General features: G+C 64.7%; 17 protein-coding genes. 10 read left to right on the top strand and 7 right to left on the bottom strand.

Annotation, left to right across the window (positions count from 1 at the left end; all coding sequences use genetic code 11):
- Positions 1-157 precede the first annotated feature (157 nt).
- The 4 genes from V6Z91_RS27130 to V6Z91_RS27145 all read left to right on the top strand — a co-directional run bounded on the left by V6Z91_RS27130 (position 158) and on the right by V6Z91_RS27145 (position 4,189).
- Complete coding sequence (locus V6Z91_RS27130; protein WP_338763663.1) at positions 158-1,018, top strand: flagellin; 861 nt, start codon at positions 158-160, stop codon at positions 1,016-1,018.
- Between the two features lie 244 nt (positions 1,019-1,262).
- Positions 1,263-2,123, top strand: a complete 861-nt coding sequence (locus V6Z91_RS27135; RefSeq protein ID WP_338763666.1) for a flagellin — start codon at positions 1,263-1,265, stop codon at positions 2,121-2,123.
- Positions 2,124-2,322: 199 nt separating this feature from the next.
- A complete protein-coding gene (locus V6Z91_RS27140) occupies positions 2,323-3,177 on the top strand; it encodes a flagellin (RefSeq protein ID WP_338763669.1) in 855 nt (284 codons plus the stop codon).
- Positions 3,178-3,271: 94 nt separating this feature from the next.
- A complete protein-coding gene (locus V6Z91_RS27145; protein WP_338763671.1) occupies positions 3,272-4,189 on the top strand; it encodes a hypothetical protein in 918 nt (305 codons plus the stop codon).
- 219 nt (positions 4,190-4,408) lie between these two features.
- On the opposite strand, the gene flhA is transcribed toward V6Z91_RS27145, so the two are convergent.
- The 7 genes from flhA to V6Z91_RS27180 are packed head-to-tail and all read right to left on the bottom strand — an operon-like array spanning position 4,409 to position 10,795.
- Positions 4,409-6,499, bottom strand: a complete 2,091-nt coding sequence (gene flhA, locus V6Z91_RS27150) for a flagellar biosynthesis protein FlhA (protein WP_338763673.1) — start codon at positions 6,497-6,499, stop codon at positions 4,409-4,411.
- On the bottom strand, positions 6,496-7,629 hold the full coding sequence (locus V6Z91_RS27155) for a flagellar type III secretion system protein FlhB (RefSeq protein ID WP_338763675.1): 1,134 nt from the start codon (positions 7,627-7,629) through the stop codon (positions 6,496-6,498). The genes flhA and V6Z91_RS27155 overlap by 4 nt, the downstream gene beginning before the upstream one ends.
- Positions 7,622-8,416, bottom strand: coding sequence for a flagellar biosynthetic protein FliR (gene fliR / locus V6Z91_RS27160; protein WP_338763678.1), 795 nt, complete (start codon positions 8,414-8,416; stop codon positions 7,622-7,624). The genes V6Z91_RS27155 and fliR overlap by 8 nt, the downstream gene beginning before the upstream one ends.
- Before the next feature lie 9 nt (positions 8,417-8,425).
- Positions 8,426-8,698, bottom strand: a complete 273-nt coding sequence (fliQ, locus tag V6Z91_RS27165; protein WP_338763681.1) for a flagellar biosynthesis protein FliQ — start codon at positions 8,696-8,698, stop codon at positions 8,426-8,428.
- Positions 8,699-8,715: 17 nt separating this feature from the next.
- Positions 8,716-9,546, bottom strand: a complete 831-nt coding sequence (gene fliP / locus V6Z91_RS27170; protein ID WP_338772072.1) for a flagellar type III secretion system pore protein FliP — start codon at positions 9,544-9,546, stop codon at positions 8,716-8,718.
- A complete protein-coding gene (locus tag V6Z91_RS27175; RefSeq protein ID WP_338772075.1) occupies positions 9,546-9,926 on the bottom strand; it encodes a FliM/FliN family flagellar motor switch protein in 381 nt (126 codons plus the stop codon). The genes fliP and V6Z91_RS27175 overlap by 1 nt, the downstream gene beginning before the upstream one ends.
- Positions 9,927-9,931: 5 nt before the next feature.
- Positions 9,932-10,795 carry a FliM/FliN family flagellar motor switch protein gene (locus tag V6Z91_RS27180; protein ID WP_338763684.1) on the bottom strand — a complete coding sequence of 288 codons (864 nt, stop codon included), beginning with the start codon at positions 10,793-10,795 and terminating at the stop codon, positions 9,932-9,934.
- A gap of 555 nt (positions 10,796-11,350) precedes the next feature.
- Here V6Z91_RS27180 and V6Z91_RS27185 point away from each other — a divergent pair.
- From V6Z91_RS27185 to V6Z91_RS27210, 6 genes are read left to right on the top strand one after another with little or no spacing between them, the layout of a single operon-like run.
- Positions 11,351-11,707, top strand: coding sequence for a flagellar hook-basal body complex protein FliE (locus tag V6Z91_RS27185; protein WP_338763687.1), 357 nt, complete (start codon positions 11,351-11,353; stop codon positions 11,705-11,707).
- Positions 11,708-11,767: 60 nt separating this feature from the next.
- Positions 11,768-13,552, top strand: a complete 1,785-nt coding sequence (fliF, locus tag V6Z91_RS27190; protein ID WP_338763690.1) for a flagellar basal-body MS-ring/collar protein FliF — start codon at positions 11,768-11,770, stop codon at positions 13,550-13,552.
- 1 nt (position 13,553) lies between these two features.
- Positions 13,554-14,579 carry a flagellar motor switch protein FliG gene (locus V6Z91_RS27195; protein WP_338763693.1) on the top strand — a complete coding sequence of 342 codons (1,026 nt, stop codon included), beginning with the start codon at positions 13,554-13,556 and terminating at the stop codon, positions 14,577-14,579.
- Positions 14,576-15,265: a flagellar assembly protein FliH gene (gene fliH, locus V6Z91_RS27200; protein WP_338763696.1), complete on the top strand. Its 690-nt coding sequence runs from the start codon at positions 14,576-14,578 to the stop codon at positions 15,263-15,265. The genes V6Z91_RS27195 and fliH overlap by 4 nt, the downstream gene beginning before the upstream one ends.
- Positions 15,262-16,572: a flagellar protein export ATPase FliI gene (gene fliI / locus V6Z91_RS27205; RefSeq protein ID WP_338763699.1), complete on the top strand. Its 1,311-nt coding sequence runs from the start codon at positions 15,262-15,264 to the stop codon at positions 16,570-16,572. Before fliH ends, fliI begins: the two co-directional genes overlap by 4 nt.
- Positions 16,569-17,003 (top strand): flagellar export protein FliJ, encoded by a 435-nt coding sequence (locus tag V6Z91_RS27210; RefSeq protein WP_338763702.1) that lies wholly within the window; start codon positions 16,569-16,571, stop codon positions 17,001-17,003. Before fliI ends, V6Z91_RS27210 begins: the two co-directional genes overlap by 4 nt.
- The last annotated feature ends 74 nt before the right edge of the window (positions 17,004-17,077 follow it).

The raw sequence follows: 17,077 nt of genomic DNA on the forward strand, positions 1-17,077 counted from the left end.
CGGGTAGTCCCGCGGCCCGGCCACGGTTTCCGCCGCCCACAAAAAAAAGTAAAAAATTTTGCCGTACGGCATTTAATGAATGCGCCGGGGCCGTCGCCTTGTAATGATGAGGGCGTGAGAAGCATGCCCCAGTGACCCATTCAAGGATTTTCTTATCATGCTGAGCCTTCACACCAACAACGCCTCCCTGTCCGCCCAGAACGCCCTGTCGCGTACCCAAGACAGCCTGTCGACGTCGATGACGCGCCTGTCCACTGGCTACCGCATCAACTCGTCGATGGACGACGCCGCCGGCCTGCAGATCGCTACCCGCCTGAAAGCGCAAACGAGCGGCATGGCTGTCGCCATGACCAACACCCAGAACAGCAAGTCGCTGCTGCAAACCGCCGACGGCGCGTTCGACGAAGTGACCAACATGCTGGTGCGCATGAAGGACCTGGCCACGCAAGCGGCCGACGCATCGTCCAGCGCCGACGACAAGACCGCCATGCAGTCGGAATTCGACGCACTGGGCAAGGAACTGAACAACGTCCTGAACAACACCAAGTTCGGTGGCTCGTCGCTGCTCGTCGGCGGCAAGCTGGCTTCCTCGATGACGTTCCAGATCGGCGCCAGCGCCAGCGAGCAGATGACGTTCGACGCCAGCACCCAGCTGACCGCCCTGACCACGGCCGTCGGCAGCGCCACCGCCAAGTACGCAGCACCGACCGGCACCACGGCCGGCACGGAACTGACGGCTGCCGCCAGCACCGCCATCACGAACCTGACGACCGCCATCGACAAGGTCAGCGCCGTGCGCTCCTCGATCGGTGCCGCCGCCAACCGCCTGGATCACGTGAACGCCAACCTGGGCAACATCAGCACCAACACCAAGGCCGCCACCGGCCGCATCATGGACGTCGACTTCGCCACCGAGAGCGCCAACATGACGTCGAACCAGATGCTGCTGCAAGCCGGCACCGCCATGCTGAAGCAGTCCAACAGCATGTCCTCGATGGTCATGTCCCTGCTGCAGTAATCGGCCACCGCTTCACGGCCGTAGCAAAAAGCCAACCTCGCGGTTGGCTTTTTGCGTTTTACGGCTGTTTTTTTCAGCGTGTTTTCGGCCTCGCTTCGGCCCGGCTTGGGCGGCACCGGCCGCCAAGTCCGCCGATTGAAAAAAATTTTCCGCACGGCACTTAATGAATGCGCCGGCCTTGTCGCCTTGTATTCATGAACGCGTGCTGAGCACGCCACAATAACCAACCGATCCGGAGTTTCCCATGCTGAGCCTGCACACCAACAACGCCGCCCTGTCCGCCCAGAACGCCCTGTCGCGCACCCAGAACAGCCTGTCGACGTCGATGACGCGCCTGTCCACCGGCTACCGCATCAACTCGTCGATGGACGACGCCGCCGGCCTGCAGATCGCTACCCGCCTGAAAGCGCAAACGAGCGGCATGGCTATCGCCATGACCAACACCCAGAACAGCAAGTCGCTGCTGCAGACCGCCGACGGCGCGTTCGACGAAGTGACCAATATGCTGGTGCGCATGAAGGACCTGGCCACGCAAGCGGCCGACGCATCGTCCAGCGCCGACGACAAGACGGCCATGCAGTCGGAATTCGACGCACTGGGCAAGGAACTGAACAACGTCCTGCAGAACACCAAGTTCGGCGGTACCTCGCTGCTGGTGGGCGGCACGCTGGCTTCGTCGATGACGTTCCAGATCGGCGCCAGCGCCAGCGAGCAGATGACGTTCGACGCGAGCACCCAGCTGACCGCCCTGACCACGGCTGTCGGCAGCGCCACCGCCAAGTACGCAGCACCGACCGGCACCGCCGCCGGCACGGAACTGACGGCTGCCGCCAGCACCGCCATCACGAACCTGACGACCGCCATCGACAAGGTCAGCGCCGTGCGCTCCTCGATCGGTGCCGCCGCCAACCGCCTGGACCACGTGAACGCCAACCTGGGCAACATCAGCACCAACACCAAGGCCGCCACCGGCCGCATCATGGACGTCGACTTCGCCACCGAAAGCGCCAACATGACGTCGAACCAGATGCTGCTGCAGGCCGGCACCGCCATGCTGAAGCAGTCGAACAGCATGTCCTCGATGGTCATGTCGCTGCTGCAGTAATCGATCTTCGCGTCGTTCAGTAACAGCAAAAAGCCAACCTCGCGGTTGGCTTTTGTCGTTTACGCAGACTTGTTCGAGTTCCTCCAGAAAACACCAAAAATTTTCCGTACGGCACTTAATTAAGTGATGAAGCCCGTCGCCTTGTATTGATGAGGGCGTGATGAGCATGCCCCTGACACCAAATTCAAGGAATGAAATCATGCTGAGCCTTCACACCAACAACGCCGCGCTGTCCGCACAAAACGCCCTGTCGCGCACCCAGAACAGCCTGTCGACGTCGATGACCCGCCTGTCCACCGGCTACCGCATCAACTCGTCGATGGACGACGCCGCCGGCCTGCAGATCGCTACCCGCCTGAAAGCGCAAACGAGCGGCATGGCTGTGGCCATGACCAACACCCAGAACAGCAAGTCGCTGCTGCAGACCGCCGACGGCGCGTTCGACGAAGTAACCAACATGCTGGTGCGCATGAAGGACCTGGCCACGCAGGCTGCCGACGCATCGTCGAGCGCCGACGACAAGACCGCCATGCAGTCGGAATTCGACGCACTGGGCAAGGAACTGAGCAACGTCCTGAACAACACCAAGTTCGGCGGCACGAACCTGCTGGTGGGCGGCACGCTGGCTTCGTCGATGACGTTCCAGATCGGCGCCAGCGCCAGCGAACAGATGACGTTCGACGCCAGCGCCCAGCTGACCGCCCTGACGTCGGCTGTCAGCACCGCCACCGCCAAGTACGCCACGCCGGCCGGTTCGGGTACCGAACTGACCTCCGCCGCAACGACCGCGATCACCAACCTGACGACCGCCATCGACAAGGTCAGCGCCGTGCGCTCCTCGATCGGTGCCGCCGCCAACCGCCTGGATCACGTGAACGCCAACCTGGGCAACATCAGCACCAACACCAAGGCCGCTACCGGCCGCATCATGGACGTCGACTTCGCCACCGAAAGCGCCAACATGACGTCGAACCAGATGCTGCTGCAAGCCGGCACCGCGATGCTGAAGCAGTCCAACAGCATGTCCTCGATGGTCATGTCCCTGCTGCAGTAATCGCATGCGCCGCGGCCGCCGGCCGCGCAACGCGCACACAGGCCAGCCGATCGTCGGCTGGCTTTTTTTTACCCATGCATGATAGGCTGGCGTAATGAACATCGACCGAGTAGTGCCTTCCACCACGGTAATGAGCATCCCGGACCGCGTGGCTCGCGACCGGCCGGGCGGACAGCTGCCGCATGCCCGGCTGGCTGCGCCAGGCCAGCAGGTCGGCAGCCCAACGGCGCCCGGCGGTATCGGCGCGCTCCTCGACGCCATGAATGGCGACACGGTGGCGGCAGCCGCGGCCGGCAAGCTTGCCCTTGAAAGTCTGCTGGGCGCGACGTCGATGCAGCCGAACCAGCTGTTCATGGCGCGGCAGGTCGTGATGCATACCCCTGAACCGTCGGCCATGGCGTTGTCGTGGATGGCGATGATCCGCACCCATGCCGAACAGCGCAATGCGCTGCTGGCACAGGCGCATGGCAGGCACGTGCCCGCCAGCCTGTTCCTCTCGGGCGAAGCCCCTCAGGTGCTGCGCGACGGCCGCCTGCCCGCCCAGCTGGTGGCCGAACTCGATGCATGGCGCTTTGCCGTCCAGGGATGGGGGGCCGAGAAGCTCGTGCTGCGTGTCGTGACGCGCGACGATGACGCCGACGGCAAGGCGCCACAGCCGCGCCGGCAGGCGCGCGTGGCACTGCGCCTCGAACTGCACCTGCCGCAACTGGGCAAGGTGGTGCTGCAACTGGAGCCGGCGGCGGGCGGCGTGGTGCTGGAGATCGGCGCCGTGCAAGCCGACGCCATGGCGCATATGCGTGCCAGGTTGCCGGAACTCGGCGCGATCGCGCGGCGCTGCGGCGTGCAGATCCTGCGCGTGCGCCTGATGCGCGAACTGTCGGGCGCCGGCCTGGGCCAGCCCGGCCGCATGCAGATCGCGATGCTGACGCCGCCCCTGTTCAAGCTCATGGCGGAATGGGCGGTGTTGCTGGCGCAGCCGCGGCGTGGGGATGAGGCGTTCTACGAGCCGTGACGGTGGTGGGGAAAACCGGTATCGTACACTTTTTCCGTGCCGGAAAAAATGTACGACACCAGGCAGCGTGCTGGTGTCGGACATCCATTCCCGAGGAATGGGTGTCCGACACCGGTTTTCTCACGAAGAGGCCGGGTTCGACGGATCTTGCCGACTCCGGCCGGGAAGACCGGTGTCGTACACTTTTTCCGTGCCGGAAAAAATGTACGACACCAGAAATCATCCGACAGTGCCGATGATGGAGACTTCGCGGTTTTCCGGCACTTCGTTATACGACAGCACGTGCAGGCCCGGAGCGAACAGCCGGGCGTAGCGGGCCAGCAGCGGGCGGATCTGCGGCAGCACGAGCAGCAATGGCGGCGTGCCCTGCTGCTTCATCTGCTCGCGCGCTACCGGCATGTTCACCTGCAGCTGGGCCAGCAGGTGCGGGTCGATCGGGTAGTTGTCCAGTACCACCTTCCCGGACTGGCGTGCCTGGTTCAGTGAACCCAGCAGCATGTTCTCCAGTTCGCCGCCCAGGTTAAATGCCAGCAATTCCTTCCTTTGGCCGAACAGCGCCGACACGATCTGGCGCCGCAGCGCGCAGCGCACTTCGGCCGCCAGCAGGATCGGGTCCTTCGTGGTCTCGGCGCTGTCGAGCAAGGTGGTCGCGATCGGCACGATATCCTTCAGCGACACGTTCTCGGCCAGCAGCACGCGGAATACGCGCAGCAGCTGCGTGTGGGACAGCGACTTGTCCAGCGCGGAACCCAACTTCGGCGCCAGTGCATTCAGGCGCTCCATCAACGCCGCCACGTCGTCGTGCCGGAACAGTTCGGGCAGGTATTCGCGGATCAGCTTGGAGAGGTGCGTGGCGATCGCGCTGGGCGCTTCCACGACCTGGTAGCCCAGTCCCAGCGCCTGCGCCTTGTCGCCCGGCTCGATCCACACCACCGGCATGCCGTAGGCCGGTTCGACACCGGGTATGCCGTCGATCTGGCCGTACAGGTTCGGCGACGGGATCGCCATCAGCCGGTCCGGGAACACCTCGGCCTGGGCGATCACGGCGCCGCCCAGCACCACCGAATACTGGGAAGGCTTGAGCGCCAGGTCGTCGCGCACGCCGATATTGGGCAGCACCATGCCCATCGCCTCGGACAGGCTTTGCCGCACCCCGCGAACGCGCTTGGTGAGCACCTCGCCCTGCGCCTTGTCGACCATGCCCACGAGTTTGTAGCCCAGCAGCACCTGCAGGGGCTGCACCACGGGCAGGCTTTGCCACTCCAGTTCCGGCGTCTTGTCCTCGCGCAGCACGGCCTCGATGGCCTCGATCTGCCTAGTATCGGGCGGCGCCACGCCGCGCTGCTGCATGCGCCAGCCCACGTAGCCCAGCGCGCCGGCGAACGACAGGAACGGCAGCCACGGCATGCCGGGCACGATGCCGAGGATGATCATCAGGCCGGCGGCCGAATACAGCACGCTCGGGTTGGCCAGCAGCTGGGTGCCGACCTGCTCTTCGAAGTCGCCCGCGTCAGACACGCGGGTGACGATGATGGCCGCCGCCGCCGACAGCAGCAGGGCCGGGATCTGCGCGACGAGGCCGTCGCCGATCGTCAGCAGCGCATACTGGCGGAAGGCGTCGCCGAAGCTCATGCCCTGCATGATCGAGCCGATCGCCACGCCGCCGACCAGGTTGATGATGAGGATCAGGATCGAGGCGACCGCGTCGCCGCGCACGAACTTCGAGGCGCCGTCCATGGCGCCGTAGAAGTCGGCTTCCATCGCCACTTCCTTGCGGCGCACCTGGGCCTTTTCCTGATTGATCAGGCCTGCGTTCAGGTCGGCGTCGATGGCCATCTGCTTGCCGGGCAAGGCATCGAGGGTGAAGCGCGCCGACACTTCGGAGATGCGCTCCGCCCCCTTCGTGACCACCGCGAAGTTGATGATCATCAGGATCACGAACACCACCAGGCCGACGACGAAGTTGCCGCCGATGACGACGTTACCGAACGCCTCCACCACGCGGCCGGCGGCGTGCGTGCCTTCGTGGCCGTGCAGCAGCACCACGCGGGTGGACGCCACGTTCAGCGTCAGCCTGAGCATCGTGGTGGCCAGGATCACCGTGGGGAAGACGGAAAAGTCCAGCGGGCGCTTGGCCTGCACGGACACGAGGATCACCACCAGCGCCAGCACGATATTGAACGTGAACAGCACGTCCAGCAGGATCGGCGGCAGCGGCAGGATGATCATCGCGAGGATGGACATCACGAACAGCGGCGTGGCGAACTTGTGGCGGCGCAGTTCGGCCACCAGGGAGTTCAGGAAATTCATGTTTCGGAAGCCTCACTCATCGATGTTGGTACCACAATCTGGTCGGGGAAATCGGGGCGCGCGGTGCGGCCGCCGCTGCGGAACGCCTTCAGCTGGAACACGTAGTGCAGCACCTGCGAGACCGCCTGGTACAGGGGCACGGGAATCTGCTGGTTGACCTGGCTGGTATTGTAGATGGCGCGCGCGAGCGGGGCCAGCCGCAACACCTCGATGCCGTGTTCCTCGGCGATCAGGCGGATGTACTGGGCCAGTTCATCGACCCCCTTGGCGACCACGAATGGCGCCTCGGCGCGCGTCTCGTCGTATTTCAGGGCCACCGCATAGTGTTCGGGGTTGACGACGACCACGTCGGCGCCGGGCACGGTCTTGCGCGCGGCCCGCTGCGCCATCGCGCGCTGCAGCTGGCGGATGCGCCCCTTCACTTCCGGGCGCCCTTCGCTGCTCTTGTGCTCTTCCTTCACGTCCTGCTTGCTCATGCGCTGGCCGCGGGCGAAGAAGAAGGCCTGCGCCGGCACGTCGATCACGGCGAACAGGATGAAGATCGCCACCAGCGACATCACGCCGTCGAGCATCAGCGCGGCGCCATCGGCCAGCGCCTTCTGCATCGGCATCGACTGCAGCTGCGTGTACTGGAACACCGTGGAACGGGCCATGTGCACCAGCACCGCAATCAGGATCGACGCCTTGGCGATGGACGTGGCCAGCTCGAACATGGCCTTGCCCGCGAACAGGCGGCCCAGGTTCGACACCGGATTCATCTTCGAGAACTTCGGCATCAGGTTCTTGGTGCTGAAGACCCAGCCGCCCGGCAGCATGGAACCCAGCACGACGAACAGCGGCACCACGAACAGCGGCGCCACCATCTTCACCAGCAGCAGGCTCGCTTCGTAGAACACGTCGGCCATCGCGTTCATCAGCACGTCGCCACCGCTCAGGTCGACGAAGCTGGCGGCGAAGATGGTGCGGAAATGCTCCAGGTAATCGGGCAGCAGGAACACGAACAGGCGCAGGCTCACCAGGATGCCGATCGCGGTGGCCAGATCCCTGGAACGGGTGACCTGCCCTTCCTCGCGCGCCTTCCTCAGCTTCTGCTGTGACGCCTTCTCGGTCTTGTCGCCGCCTTCAGCCATTGCGCCGCGCCTCCTGTGCCGTCATCTGCTGCCGGATCATTTCCAGCACCTGCGCCGACATGCGCGTGTAATGATCGGGAATGAAGCGCACCACCTGCCCCAGCATCAGCAGGCCGAACAGCGTGATCACCGAAAAGCCCAGCGAGAACAGGTTCAGCGACGGCGCCACGCGGTTCAGGAAGCCGAAGCCGATCTGCACCACCACCGTCGCGAACACCACGGGAATGGCCAGCAGCATCGCCGCCGAGAAGACCCAGGCGACGTTCCAGGCCACCGTCTGCAACAGCAGCGGGCCGTAGCCGCCGCCGGGCGGCCAGGCCTTGAAGCTGGCGCCGATCACGTTGAAGATGACGAGGTGGCCGTCGATGGCGAAGAAGACGATGATCGACAGCATCGTGAGCAGGCCGGAGACGACGTCCGACGAGGTGCCGTTCAGCGGATCGTTCATCACCGCCATCGAAAAGCCGATCTGCGACGAGACGATGTAGCCCAGGATTCCGATCGCCGCCACGGCGAAATAAAAGGCCAGCCCCAGCACGAAACCGATGATGGCCTGTTCGATCGTCGCCACCACCATCGCCAGCGTGAACGGATCCTGTACCAGCTGAACACGGTCCGTCACCGGCAGCATCATCACGGCGAGCATCACCGATACGAGCACGCGGATCGTCACCGGCACCATCGCTTCGCCCAGCACGGGCGCGGCCGACAGCAGCGCCATCGAACGCACGAAGGGCCACCACAGCGCGTTCAGCAGGGGCAGCAGGTTGGCGAGGACCTGTTCCATCCTGGCGGATCAGCCGACCAGCGTGGCCGCGCGAGTGAAGATCGAGACGCAGTAATCCATCAGGTAGCCCGCCATCCAGCGCCCGGTGACGATGATCGCCAGCAGCGTGATGAGGAGCTTGGGCAGGAAGGACAGCGTCTGCTCGTTGATCTGGGTGGCGGCCTGGAACAGCGCCACGACGAGGCCCGCGGCCAGGCCCGGCACGACCAGGACCAGCACCAGCACCATCGTCATATGCAAGGCCTCGACCACCAGGTCGACGGCCACGTCGGGAGTCAGCACGGCATCACCTTGGTCATCTAATAAGCCTGGATACTGGTGACCAGCGTGTTCACGGTCAGGGTCCAGCCATCCACCAGCACGAACAGCAGCAACTTGAACGGCAGCGAAATCACGAGCGGCGAGAGCATCATCATGCCCATGGCCATCAGCACCGACGATACGACGAGGTCGATGATCAGGAAGGGAATGAACAGCATGCAGCCGATCTGGAACGCCGTCTTCAGCTCGGAAAGCACGAAGGCGGCCAGCTTCACCGGGAAGCCGTGCTGCATGGGATTGGTGACGTTCTGCTCGCCGGCCAGCGTGGCGATCTGGCGCAGCGCGGCCTTGCTGGTCTGGGCCAGCATGAAACGGGACACCGGTTGCTCGGCGATGCGCAGCGCATCCTGCAGGCCGATCCGGTCCTGGTCATAGGGCACGAAGGCGTCGCGCCAGATCTGGTCGCCGATCGGCTTCATCACCAGCAGCGTGAGGATCAGGGCGATGCCCGTGATGATACGGTTCGGCAAGCCCTGCTGCAGACCCAGCGCCGAGCGCAGCAGCGACAGGACGATGACGAAACGGGTGAAGCTCGTCATCATCATGACCAGCATGGGCAACAGGCCCAGCAGCGTCATGACGACGAGAATCTGCATCTTCACCGACAGGTCGGTGCGCGCGCCCGGCACCACGCCGGCCAGCAGGTCGGGCGTATCCGTACCCTGCTGGGCCAGGGCCAGCAGGGGCAGCGCGAGCAATGGCAGCGCCAGCAGGCCCAGCAAGCCGAGCCGAAGCGCGGCGGCCTTCCATGCGAGCGACTGGTGCGCCGTCGTTCCGACAGCGCCGGCTGCCGTCGCGCGGGGGGCCATCATGAAGTCATCATGTCCAGGTTGAGCCCGTCCAGGTCGATCACTTTCAAGCCGTAGTTCTCGCCCGCCACCACCACCTCGGCGCGGCCGATCGCGGTGCCGTTGACCTTGATCACCAGCGGCTCGCCGGCCAGCGCGTCCAGTTCCACCACGCTGTCGGGACCGATGTTCATCAGGTCCTGCAGCGAGATCCGTGCCGAACCCACCTCGAGGGTGAGGGTCACGGGGATCTTGCGCATCATCTGCGGCAGGTCGCGCCGCGGGGCACGCTGCACGGCGGAAAAATCGTCGGCCAGGTCGCTGGCGACCGGTTCCACCATCATTTCGTCGGTAATGTCGTCGAGCAGCGCATCGCTGTTGCCGTTTGCGTTCACGTTCATCATAGTCATTCGATGTCTTCAAAAGAGGTCAGGCACAGTTTTCCCTTGTGCTCCGTGACCGCGGCCGTGTACAGCCGGGAGTCCTCGAGCATCACATCCGCCCTGTGCAGGCTGATGGGAATCACATCTCCAATCCTCAAGTCGAACAGGGCGCCCAGGGTGACTTCCTTGCTCACCAGGCGCCCGGCGAGGGTCACCTGCAGCCGCTGCGCCAGCGGCGCCACGGGCTTGGCCGACCTGGCCGCATTCCGGCCGGCCTCGCGCTCGGGCACCAGGGAGCGCAATACGTCGGACATCAAGTGCTTGTCCAATGCGAACCATACCTTGCCCGCGATATCTCCGGCGCGCAGGTTCATCGTAATGATCCAGGTCCCCTTGCCTGGCTGCTTTCCGGGCACCGCCGGCGCGATCGCGAGAGGCGCCACCGGCCGCTGGCCGTCGGGTACGCCGGCAGCGATACGCGACGCCACGACATGGCTCAACTGTTGTCCGAGCGCAACACCCAGGCGTTCCTCGGTGGCCGTGACGCGCACCTTGCCTTCGTCGACCGGCATGGCGGCCCCCTTCCCGGCACCATAGCGCTGGTCGAGCGCCGACAGCAGCACGGCCCGTTCGATCGCGAAACCGATCACGCCGCTGCCCGCGGCGAAGTATTGCCAGCGCATGCGCGGCTCCTCGCCCGTCAATTGCGAGAACCCGACATGTTCGACCTCGGTGCCGCCCCAGTAGCGCCGGCTCGCGGGCTGGCGCAGCGCGGCGACAAGCTCGTCGCGCAGCTGGGCGGCAAAGTGCGGCAGCCGGTGGACCGGCCGGCCCAGCAGGGTCGGGTCCAGTACCTGGGGCGGGGCTGTGGTGGTTAGCGTGGTCATTGTGTTGTTTTCCCTCTGCACGCCACATCGTAGCGCAAATGCGCGCGATTCCTACGAAGGGGACGATCCAGACATTCTAGGATACCGCAATTCCGCTGATATTGCCATGCAACAATACCCCCGCACGATTGAAAATCCCCTTTACAGTGCTGTTGCCTCGCGGTAAGCTTCATTCCGTCGTACATCAATTGCCGCTGCCACGGAGAAATACCGCAGCAATTTCTCAATTGATGCTTAGTGCATGATTCTTAAAGAGTTTTGCAACGATTTCAAGTTTCTTTCATAAGAAGCAACGCAGCGCAACCAATCGTACCTGGCCAATAACTACCGCGTGACCACATTAATACGGCCATGCTTTTTTTACCGCGAAAGCGGCACAAGAAAAATCGGAAGTTTTTCTTTGCGAGTATCAAGTTGCGGCGCTGGCGACCGATACCCACAAGCAAGCAGGCAGCAAGAATCATTGACGTGTAGTAATTCCAGACACTGATTTAGACACTGATTCTCGGCACTGCCGGCCGGACGAAGTTCAACGTTGTATCCATGGAGAGACTTATGGCAAATGATATGGCCGGCATGATCAAGGCGGACCTCGCGGCACTCACCAATGCCGCTTCCGACCTGGCCACGCAAGCAGGCACGATCGCGCCTGCCGCCCAGTTCGCGCAGTTCGACAATCAGGGCGGGCAATCCGGCGGCTTCGCGCAAGCGATGATGAATGCCGTCTCCAGCGTCAACGCAGCCGACAAGGCCGCGGGTGAAAAAATGGCCGATGTCGACGCCGGCCGCAGCGACGACCTGGTGGGGGCCATGCTGGCCAGCCAGGAAGCCAGCCTCTCGTTCTCGATGCTGATGCAGGTCCGTAACAAAGTGATGGGCGCCGTCGACGAACTCATCAAGCTGCCGCTGTAATTCTCGCAGTTGCCAGCCGCTTCTTTTCCCGCATTTCTTTTTCTCTGCTGAAAGTCCGACGTGATCAACACCCTTAAGTCCGCTTTTGGGCGCTGGCGCGGCAATGGCGCTCCCGCCATGCCCCCTGCCCTCGTCAAGAACCTGTACCCGATGCTGATGCTGGCCGTCGGCCTGACGGCTGTCGTGCTGATGTTCCTCTGGAAAGACCAGTCCGGCTACAAGGCCGTGTTCGGTGCCCGCGAAAAGGTCGTCGCGGCCGACATGATGACCGTGCTGGACGGCGAACAGATCCCCTACCGCATCCACCCGGACAGCGGCCAGGTCCTGGTGCCGGAATCGGAACTGGGCAAGGTGCGCATGCTGCTGGCGTCGAAAGGCGTGACCGCGCAGCTGCCGCAAGGCCTGGAACTGATGGACAAGAACGATCCGCTGGGCGTGTCGCAGTTCGTGCAGGACGTGCGCTTCCGCCGCGGCCTGGAAGGCGAGCTGGCACAGAGCATCATGACGCTGGACGCCATCGCGTCGGCGCGGGTGCACCTGTCGATCGCCAAGTCGACCTCGTTCGTGTCGTCGGACGGCGAGAAATCGTCGGCTGCCGTGGTGGTGGGTCTGAAACCCGGCCGCAACCTGGCGCCGGAACACATCGCCGCCGTGATCAACATGGTGGCCGGCTCGGTCGCCAGCCTGGACCCGACCCGCGTCAGCCTGGTGGACCAGGCCGGCAACCTGCTGTCCTCGCACGTCGACCTGTCCGATGGCTTCGATGCCAACGCGGCCGGCAACGAAGGCCAGAAGCGCATCCAGGACGAAATCAAGGGCAATATCCGCGGCCTGCTGGGCCCGATCGTCGGCGAAGACAACTTCAAGGTGAGCGTCACCGCCGCGGTCGACAACGACAAGGTCGAGGAAACCGTCGAGAAGTATGGCGAAGCTCCGAAAGTGACCAGCGAAGCTACGCGTGAAGAGCAGGACCGCAACCGCATGGCGATGGGTGTGCCGGGCACGCTGTCGAACCGCCCGCCGGCTGCTGCCGCCGAGGAGACGCCAGCCGCGCCGGGCGCCCCGGCCGCCGATGGCGCCGCCGCACCGGGCCAGATGCCCGACGGTAGCGCCCGCAAGAATGCAACCACGCGCCAGTACGCCTACGATCGCAGTATCGTACAGACCAAGCGTGCCCGTGGCCGCCTGGAGCGCCAGAACGTGGCAATCGTGCTGGCCCAGTCCGCCGCTGCCGACCCGAAGACGGGCTGGACCGCCGCCGAGCTGGCCAATATCGACAAGGTGCTGCGCAACGGCCTGGGCATCAACGCCGAGCGCGGCGATTCGCTGGTGGTCTCCGCGATGCGGTTCCCGGCCAAGGCGGCTCCGGTGCAGTGGTGGGAAGAGCGTGACAACATCGTCGACATCGGCGGCTGGGTGAGCTACGCGCTGGCCGCACTGCTGGGTTACTTCCTGATCCTGCGTCCGCTGCTGAAGCTGCTGACGAACAGCCTGGCCCCGGCCGCTCCGGCACCGCTGGCGCTGGATACCCGCAGCGGCAAGGACCGCCGCGGCGACGCAGCCGCCCTGCCGGGCACCGCCGAAGCCCTGCCGGCCGGCGGCGCCACCCCGGCGGCACTGGGTACCACGGCCGAGCTCGCTAATGGTACGGCAACGAATGCCGTTACCCCAGTGAATGCCACCGGCATCGCCGTCCAGCCCCTGCTGGAAAACTATGATCTGCCGCCCGCCGGTTCGCCGGTCGATGTGATGGTCGATCACCTGAAGGTTCTGGCCGAGAAAGAGCCGGAGCGTGTTGCGGAAGTCGTCAAACAGTGGATGCAGAAAAATGGCCGAGCTCAATAACATGAACGTGAATCTGAACGATCTGGCACCCGAGGGTGCAACGCTGACCCCGGTCGAGCAAGCCGCCATCGTGCTGCTGTCGATCGGCGAGGAACAGGCGGCGGCCGTGCTGCGCTGCCTGTCCCGCGAGGAATTGCTGGAAGTGACCCAGGTCATGTCGCGCATGAGCGGCATCAAGGTCGAAGCCGTGAAGAGCGCGATCCAGACCTTCTTCGACGACTACCGCCAGCAGTCGGGCGTGCACGGCGCCTCGCGCCAGTACCTGAAGCGCTCGCTGGACCTGGCCCTGGGCGGCGACATCGCCAACACGGTGCTGAACAATATCTACGGCGACGAGCTGCGCCCGAAAATGGCGCGCCTGCAGTGGGCCTCGCCGAAGTGGCTGGCCGACTACATCGCCAACGAGCACGTGCGCATCCAGGCCGTATTCCTGTCCTTCCTGCCGCCGGCGCTGGCCGGCCAGATCGTCGACGGCCTGCCCGTCGAGGGCCGCGACCTGGTGCTGCTCTCCCTGGCGCGCCTGGACGAGATCGACCGCGATCTGCTGGCCGAGCTCGATGAGCTGGTGGACCGTTGCCTGGCCTCGTTCGACATGCAGAGCACCAGCATCGAAGGCGTCAAGCAGGTGGCCGAGATCCTGAACCGCCTGCCAGGCAACCGCGCCCAGGTGGTGGAGCTGCTGCGTGCCCACGATCCGTCGATCGTGGAACAGATCGAACTGTCGATGTACGACTTCCTGATCCTGGCCTCGCAGACCGAAGCCGTGCTGTCGCGCCTGATCGAGGAAGTGCCGCTGGAGCAGTGGGCCATCGCCCTGAAGGGTGCCGAGCCGTCGATCCGCGACGCGGTGCTCAGGACGATGCCGAAGCGCCAGGCGCAGGCATTCGAGGACATGATGCGCCGCGCCGGCCCGGTGCCGATGTCGCGCATCGAGGCGGCCCGTTCGGAAATCATGGCCACCGTCAAGGCACTGGCCGATTCCGGCGAAGTCGAGGTGCAGCTGTTCGCCGAGACGGTGGTCGAATGAAGCAATTCCGCCCTTATCGGTTCCCGCCGCTGTCGCACCATACGCCGCCGGCGCATGGTAACGGCACGACGCCCGATCCGGCGGCGTGGCAAGCCTCGATCAGCGAGGGGTTCGAACAGGGCCAGCGCGACGGCTACGAGATCGGCCTGCAGCGCGGCCAGGAGGAAGGCTACGAGGCCGGGCGCGTGCAGGGCATCGCCACCGGCCGCGAGGAAGGCCGCGCCGAAACCGCGGTGGCGCTGGACGAACTGGCCCGCCCGATCGACGCGATGCTGAAGAGCCTGAAGAAACTGCGCAGCGACTACCGCGCCGCGCAGCGCAAGGAAGTGGTGGACCTGGTCGCGAAGGTGGCCCGTTCCGTGATCCGCGCCGAGCTGGCACTGCAGCCCGTGCAGATCATGGCGCTGGTCGATGAAACGATCGCTTCGATGCCGCCGACGCGCGAAGACATCGATGTCTACCTGAACCCGGAAGAATTGAAGCGGGTGTCGGAACTGGATCCGAAGCGCGCCAAGCGCTGGAACCTGATCGCCGATGCCAGCCTGGATGCGGGCGAATGCCGCATCCGCGCCGGCGACAACGAAGTCGACGCCGGCTGCACGCAGCGCCTGGCCGCCGTGATGGAACAGGTGGATCGACAATTGCAGGCCGCCGATGGCGGCGATGAAGACGAGACCGACGAATGATTGCAGACGCACTGCGCAAGCTGGAACTGGATGCCGTGCCGATGGCCACGCCCACCGGCCGGCTGGTCGGTGCCTCCGGGCTGCTGCTCGAAGTGGTCGGTTGCCCGCTGCACACGGGCCAGCGCGCCCGCATCGAAACGGTGGACGGGCAGTGGCTGGAAGGCCAGGTGGTGGGCTTTCGCGACAAGGTGTCCTACCTGATGCCGTTCAAGAAGGCGACCGGCCTGCAGACCGGCGCCCGCGTGCTGCCCTCGCAGGAAAAGGCCACGCTGAAGATCGGCACGGGCTGGCTGGGCCGCATGGTCAACGGCCTGGGCGAACCGATCGACGGCAAGGGCAAGCTGACCGGCGAGCACGAGCTGGACATGCATCCGCCCTACGTCAATCCGTTGAAGAAAAAGCCCGTGCACGAACCGCTGGACGTGGGCGTGCGTGCCATCAACTCCATGCTCACGCTGGGCAAGGGCCAGCGCGTGGGCCTGATGGCCGGTTCCGGCGTCGGCAAGTCGGTGCTGCTGGGCATCATGACGCGGCAGACCGTGGCCGACGTGGTCGTGGTGGGCCTGATCGGCGAACGTTCGCGCGAGGTGCGCGAGTTCATCGACCTGTCGCTGGGCGCCGAGGGCTTGAAGAAAGCCGTGCTGGTGATCGCGCCGGCGGACGAATCGCCGATGATGCGCGTGATGGCAACCGAGCTGTGCCATACCATCGCGGCCCATTACCGCGACCAGGGCAAGAACGTGCTGCTGCTGGTGGACTCGCTGACGCGCTATGCGATGGCGCTGCGCGAGGTGGCCCTCGCCCTGGGCGAGCCGCCGGCCACCAAGGGCTATCCGCCATCGGTGTTCTCGAACCTGCCGCAGCTGGTCGAATCGGCCGGCAACGGCGAACACGAGGAAGGCTCGATGAGCGCGATCTATACCGTGCTGGCCGAGGGCGACGACCAGCAGGACCCCGTCGTCGACACGGCGCGGGCGATCCTGGATGGCCATATCGTGCTGACGCGCGCGCTGGCCGAACGCGGCCACTACCCGGCCATCGATATCGGCCAGTCGATCAGCCGCTGCATGAACGGCATCATCACGAAGGACCACATGCAGGCGGCGCGCGCGCTGAAGGCCGCGATGGCCAAGCACGACCGCGTGCGCGACCTGATCCCGCTGGGCGCCTACGTGCCGGGCGCCGATCCGGTGACCGACCGCGCCGTGCAGTTGCACCCGCATATCGAAGCATTCCTGTGCCAGGGCACGAAGGAAGACGCGCCGTATACCGGCTGCGTGGAAAATCTTGAAAGGCTGATGAAATGACCGACCGGCTGCTGATCCAGAACCTGACCTCGCTCGTGGCACTGCGCAATACCCAACTGGAAAAGCTGCAGGCCGCGCAGGCGGAAAAGCAGGCAACGGCCGAGCGTTACAAGAAAAACCTCGACCGCCTGCACAGCCTGGCGGTCAACAGCGGCGCCTCCGGCAGCCTGCCGATCGCGCTGGCCGCCAATTGCGGCAACTACAAGCAGGCCGTGCTGGCGATGGCCGACAGCCACCGGCTCGACCTCACCATGCACGAGGCCGACATGGCCGTCTCGCAAAAGGCGCTGAACCAGGCTTACGTGAAATGCGAGGTGCTGGGCCAAGTGCTGGAAAAGAACAAGCAGGCGCTGGCACACAAGGGCGCGGTGCAAGAACGCAAAGTGCATGATGACCTGGCAACGCAAGTGTGGCTTCGGTCCCAAAATTGAGCGAAAAATAGATCCATACGGAAATAAATTTCATGGCGAACGTACTTTGGTCGCCTGTACCCAAGTACACTGTC

The sequence above is a fragment of the Massilia sp. METH4 genome (assembly GCF_037094685.1).
GTDB lineage: Bacteria > Pseudomonadota > Gammaproteobacteria > Burkholderiales > Burkholderiaceae_D > Rugamonas.

Excerpts from the sequence above, each read along its gene's own strand:
- fliI (WP_338763699.1), top strand. The coding sequence starts at position 15,262 with ATGATTGCAGACGCACTGCGCAAGCTGGAACTGGATGCCGTGCCGATG.
- V6Z91_RS27180 (WP_338763684.1), bottom strand. The coding sequence starts at position 10,795 with ATGACCACGCTAACCACCACAGCCCCGCCCCAGGTACTGGACCCGACC.
- V6Z91_RS27135 (WP_338763666.1), top strand. The coding sequence starts at position 1,263 with ATGCTGAGCCTGCACACCAACAACGCCGCCCTGTCCGCCCAGAACGCC.
- V6Z91_RS27185 (WP_338763687.1), top strand. The coding sequence starts at position 11,351 with ATGGCAAATGATATGGCCGGCATGATCAAGGCGGACCTCGCGGCACTC.
- fliH (WP_338763696.1), top strand. The coding sequence starts at position 14,576 with ATGAAGCAATTCCGCCCTTATCGGTTCCCGCCGCTGTCGCACCATACG.
- V6Z91_RS27195 (WP_338763693.1), top strand. The coding sequence starts at position 13,554 with ATGAACGTGAATCTGAACGATCTGGCACCCGAGGGTGCAACGCTGACC.
- V6Z91_RS27210 (WP_338763702.1), top strand. The coding sequence starts at position 16,569 with ATGACCGACCGGCTGCTGATCCAGAACCTGACCTCGCTCGTGGCACTG.
- V6Z91_RS27145 (WP_338763671.1), top strand. The coding sequence starts at position 3,272 with ATGAACATCGACCGAGTAGTGCCTTCCACCACGGTAATGAGCATCCCG.
- fliP (WP_338772072.1), bottom strand. The coding sequence starts at position 9,546 with ATGGCCCCCCGCGCGACGGCAGCCGGCGCTGTCGGAACGACGGCGCAC.
- V6Z91_RS27155 (WP_338763675.1), bottom strand. The coding sequence starts at position 7,629 with ATGGCTGAAGGCGGCGACAAGACCGAGAAGGCGTCACAGCAGAAGCTG.
- fliR (WP_338763678.1), bottom strand. The coding sequence starts at position 8,416 with ATGGAACAGGTCCTCGCCAACCTGCTGCCCCTGCTGAACGCGCTGTGG.
- V6Z91_RS27130 (WP_338763663.1), top strand. The coding sequence starts at position 158 with ATGCTGAGCCTTCACACCAACAACGCCTCCCTGTCCGCCCAGAACGCC.
- V6Z91_RS27140 (WP_338763669.1), top strand. The coding sequence starts at position 2,323 with ATGCTGAGCCTTCACACCAACAACGCCGCGCTGTCCGCACAAAACGCC.
- V6Z91_RS27175 (WP_338772075.1), bottom strand. The coding sequence starts at position 9,926 with ATGAACGTGAACGCAAACGGCAACAGCGATGCGCTGCTCGACGACATT.
- flhA (WP_338763673.1), bottom strand. The coding sequence starts at position 6,499 with ATGAATTTCCTGAACTCCCTGGTGGCCGAACTGCGCCGCCACAAGTTC.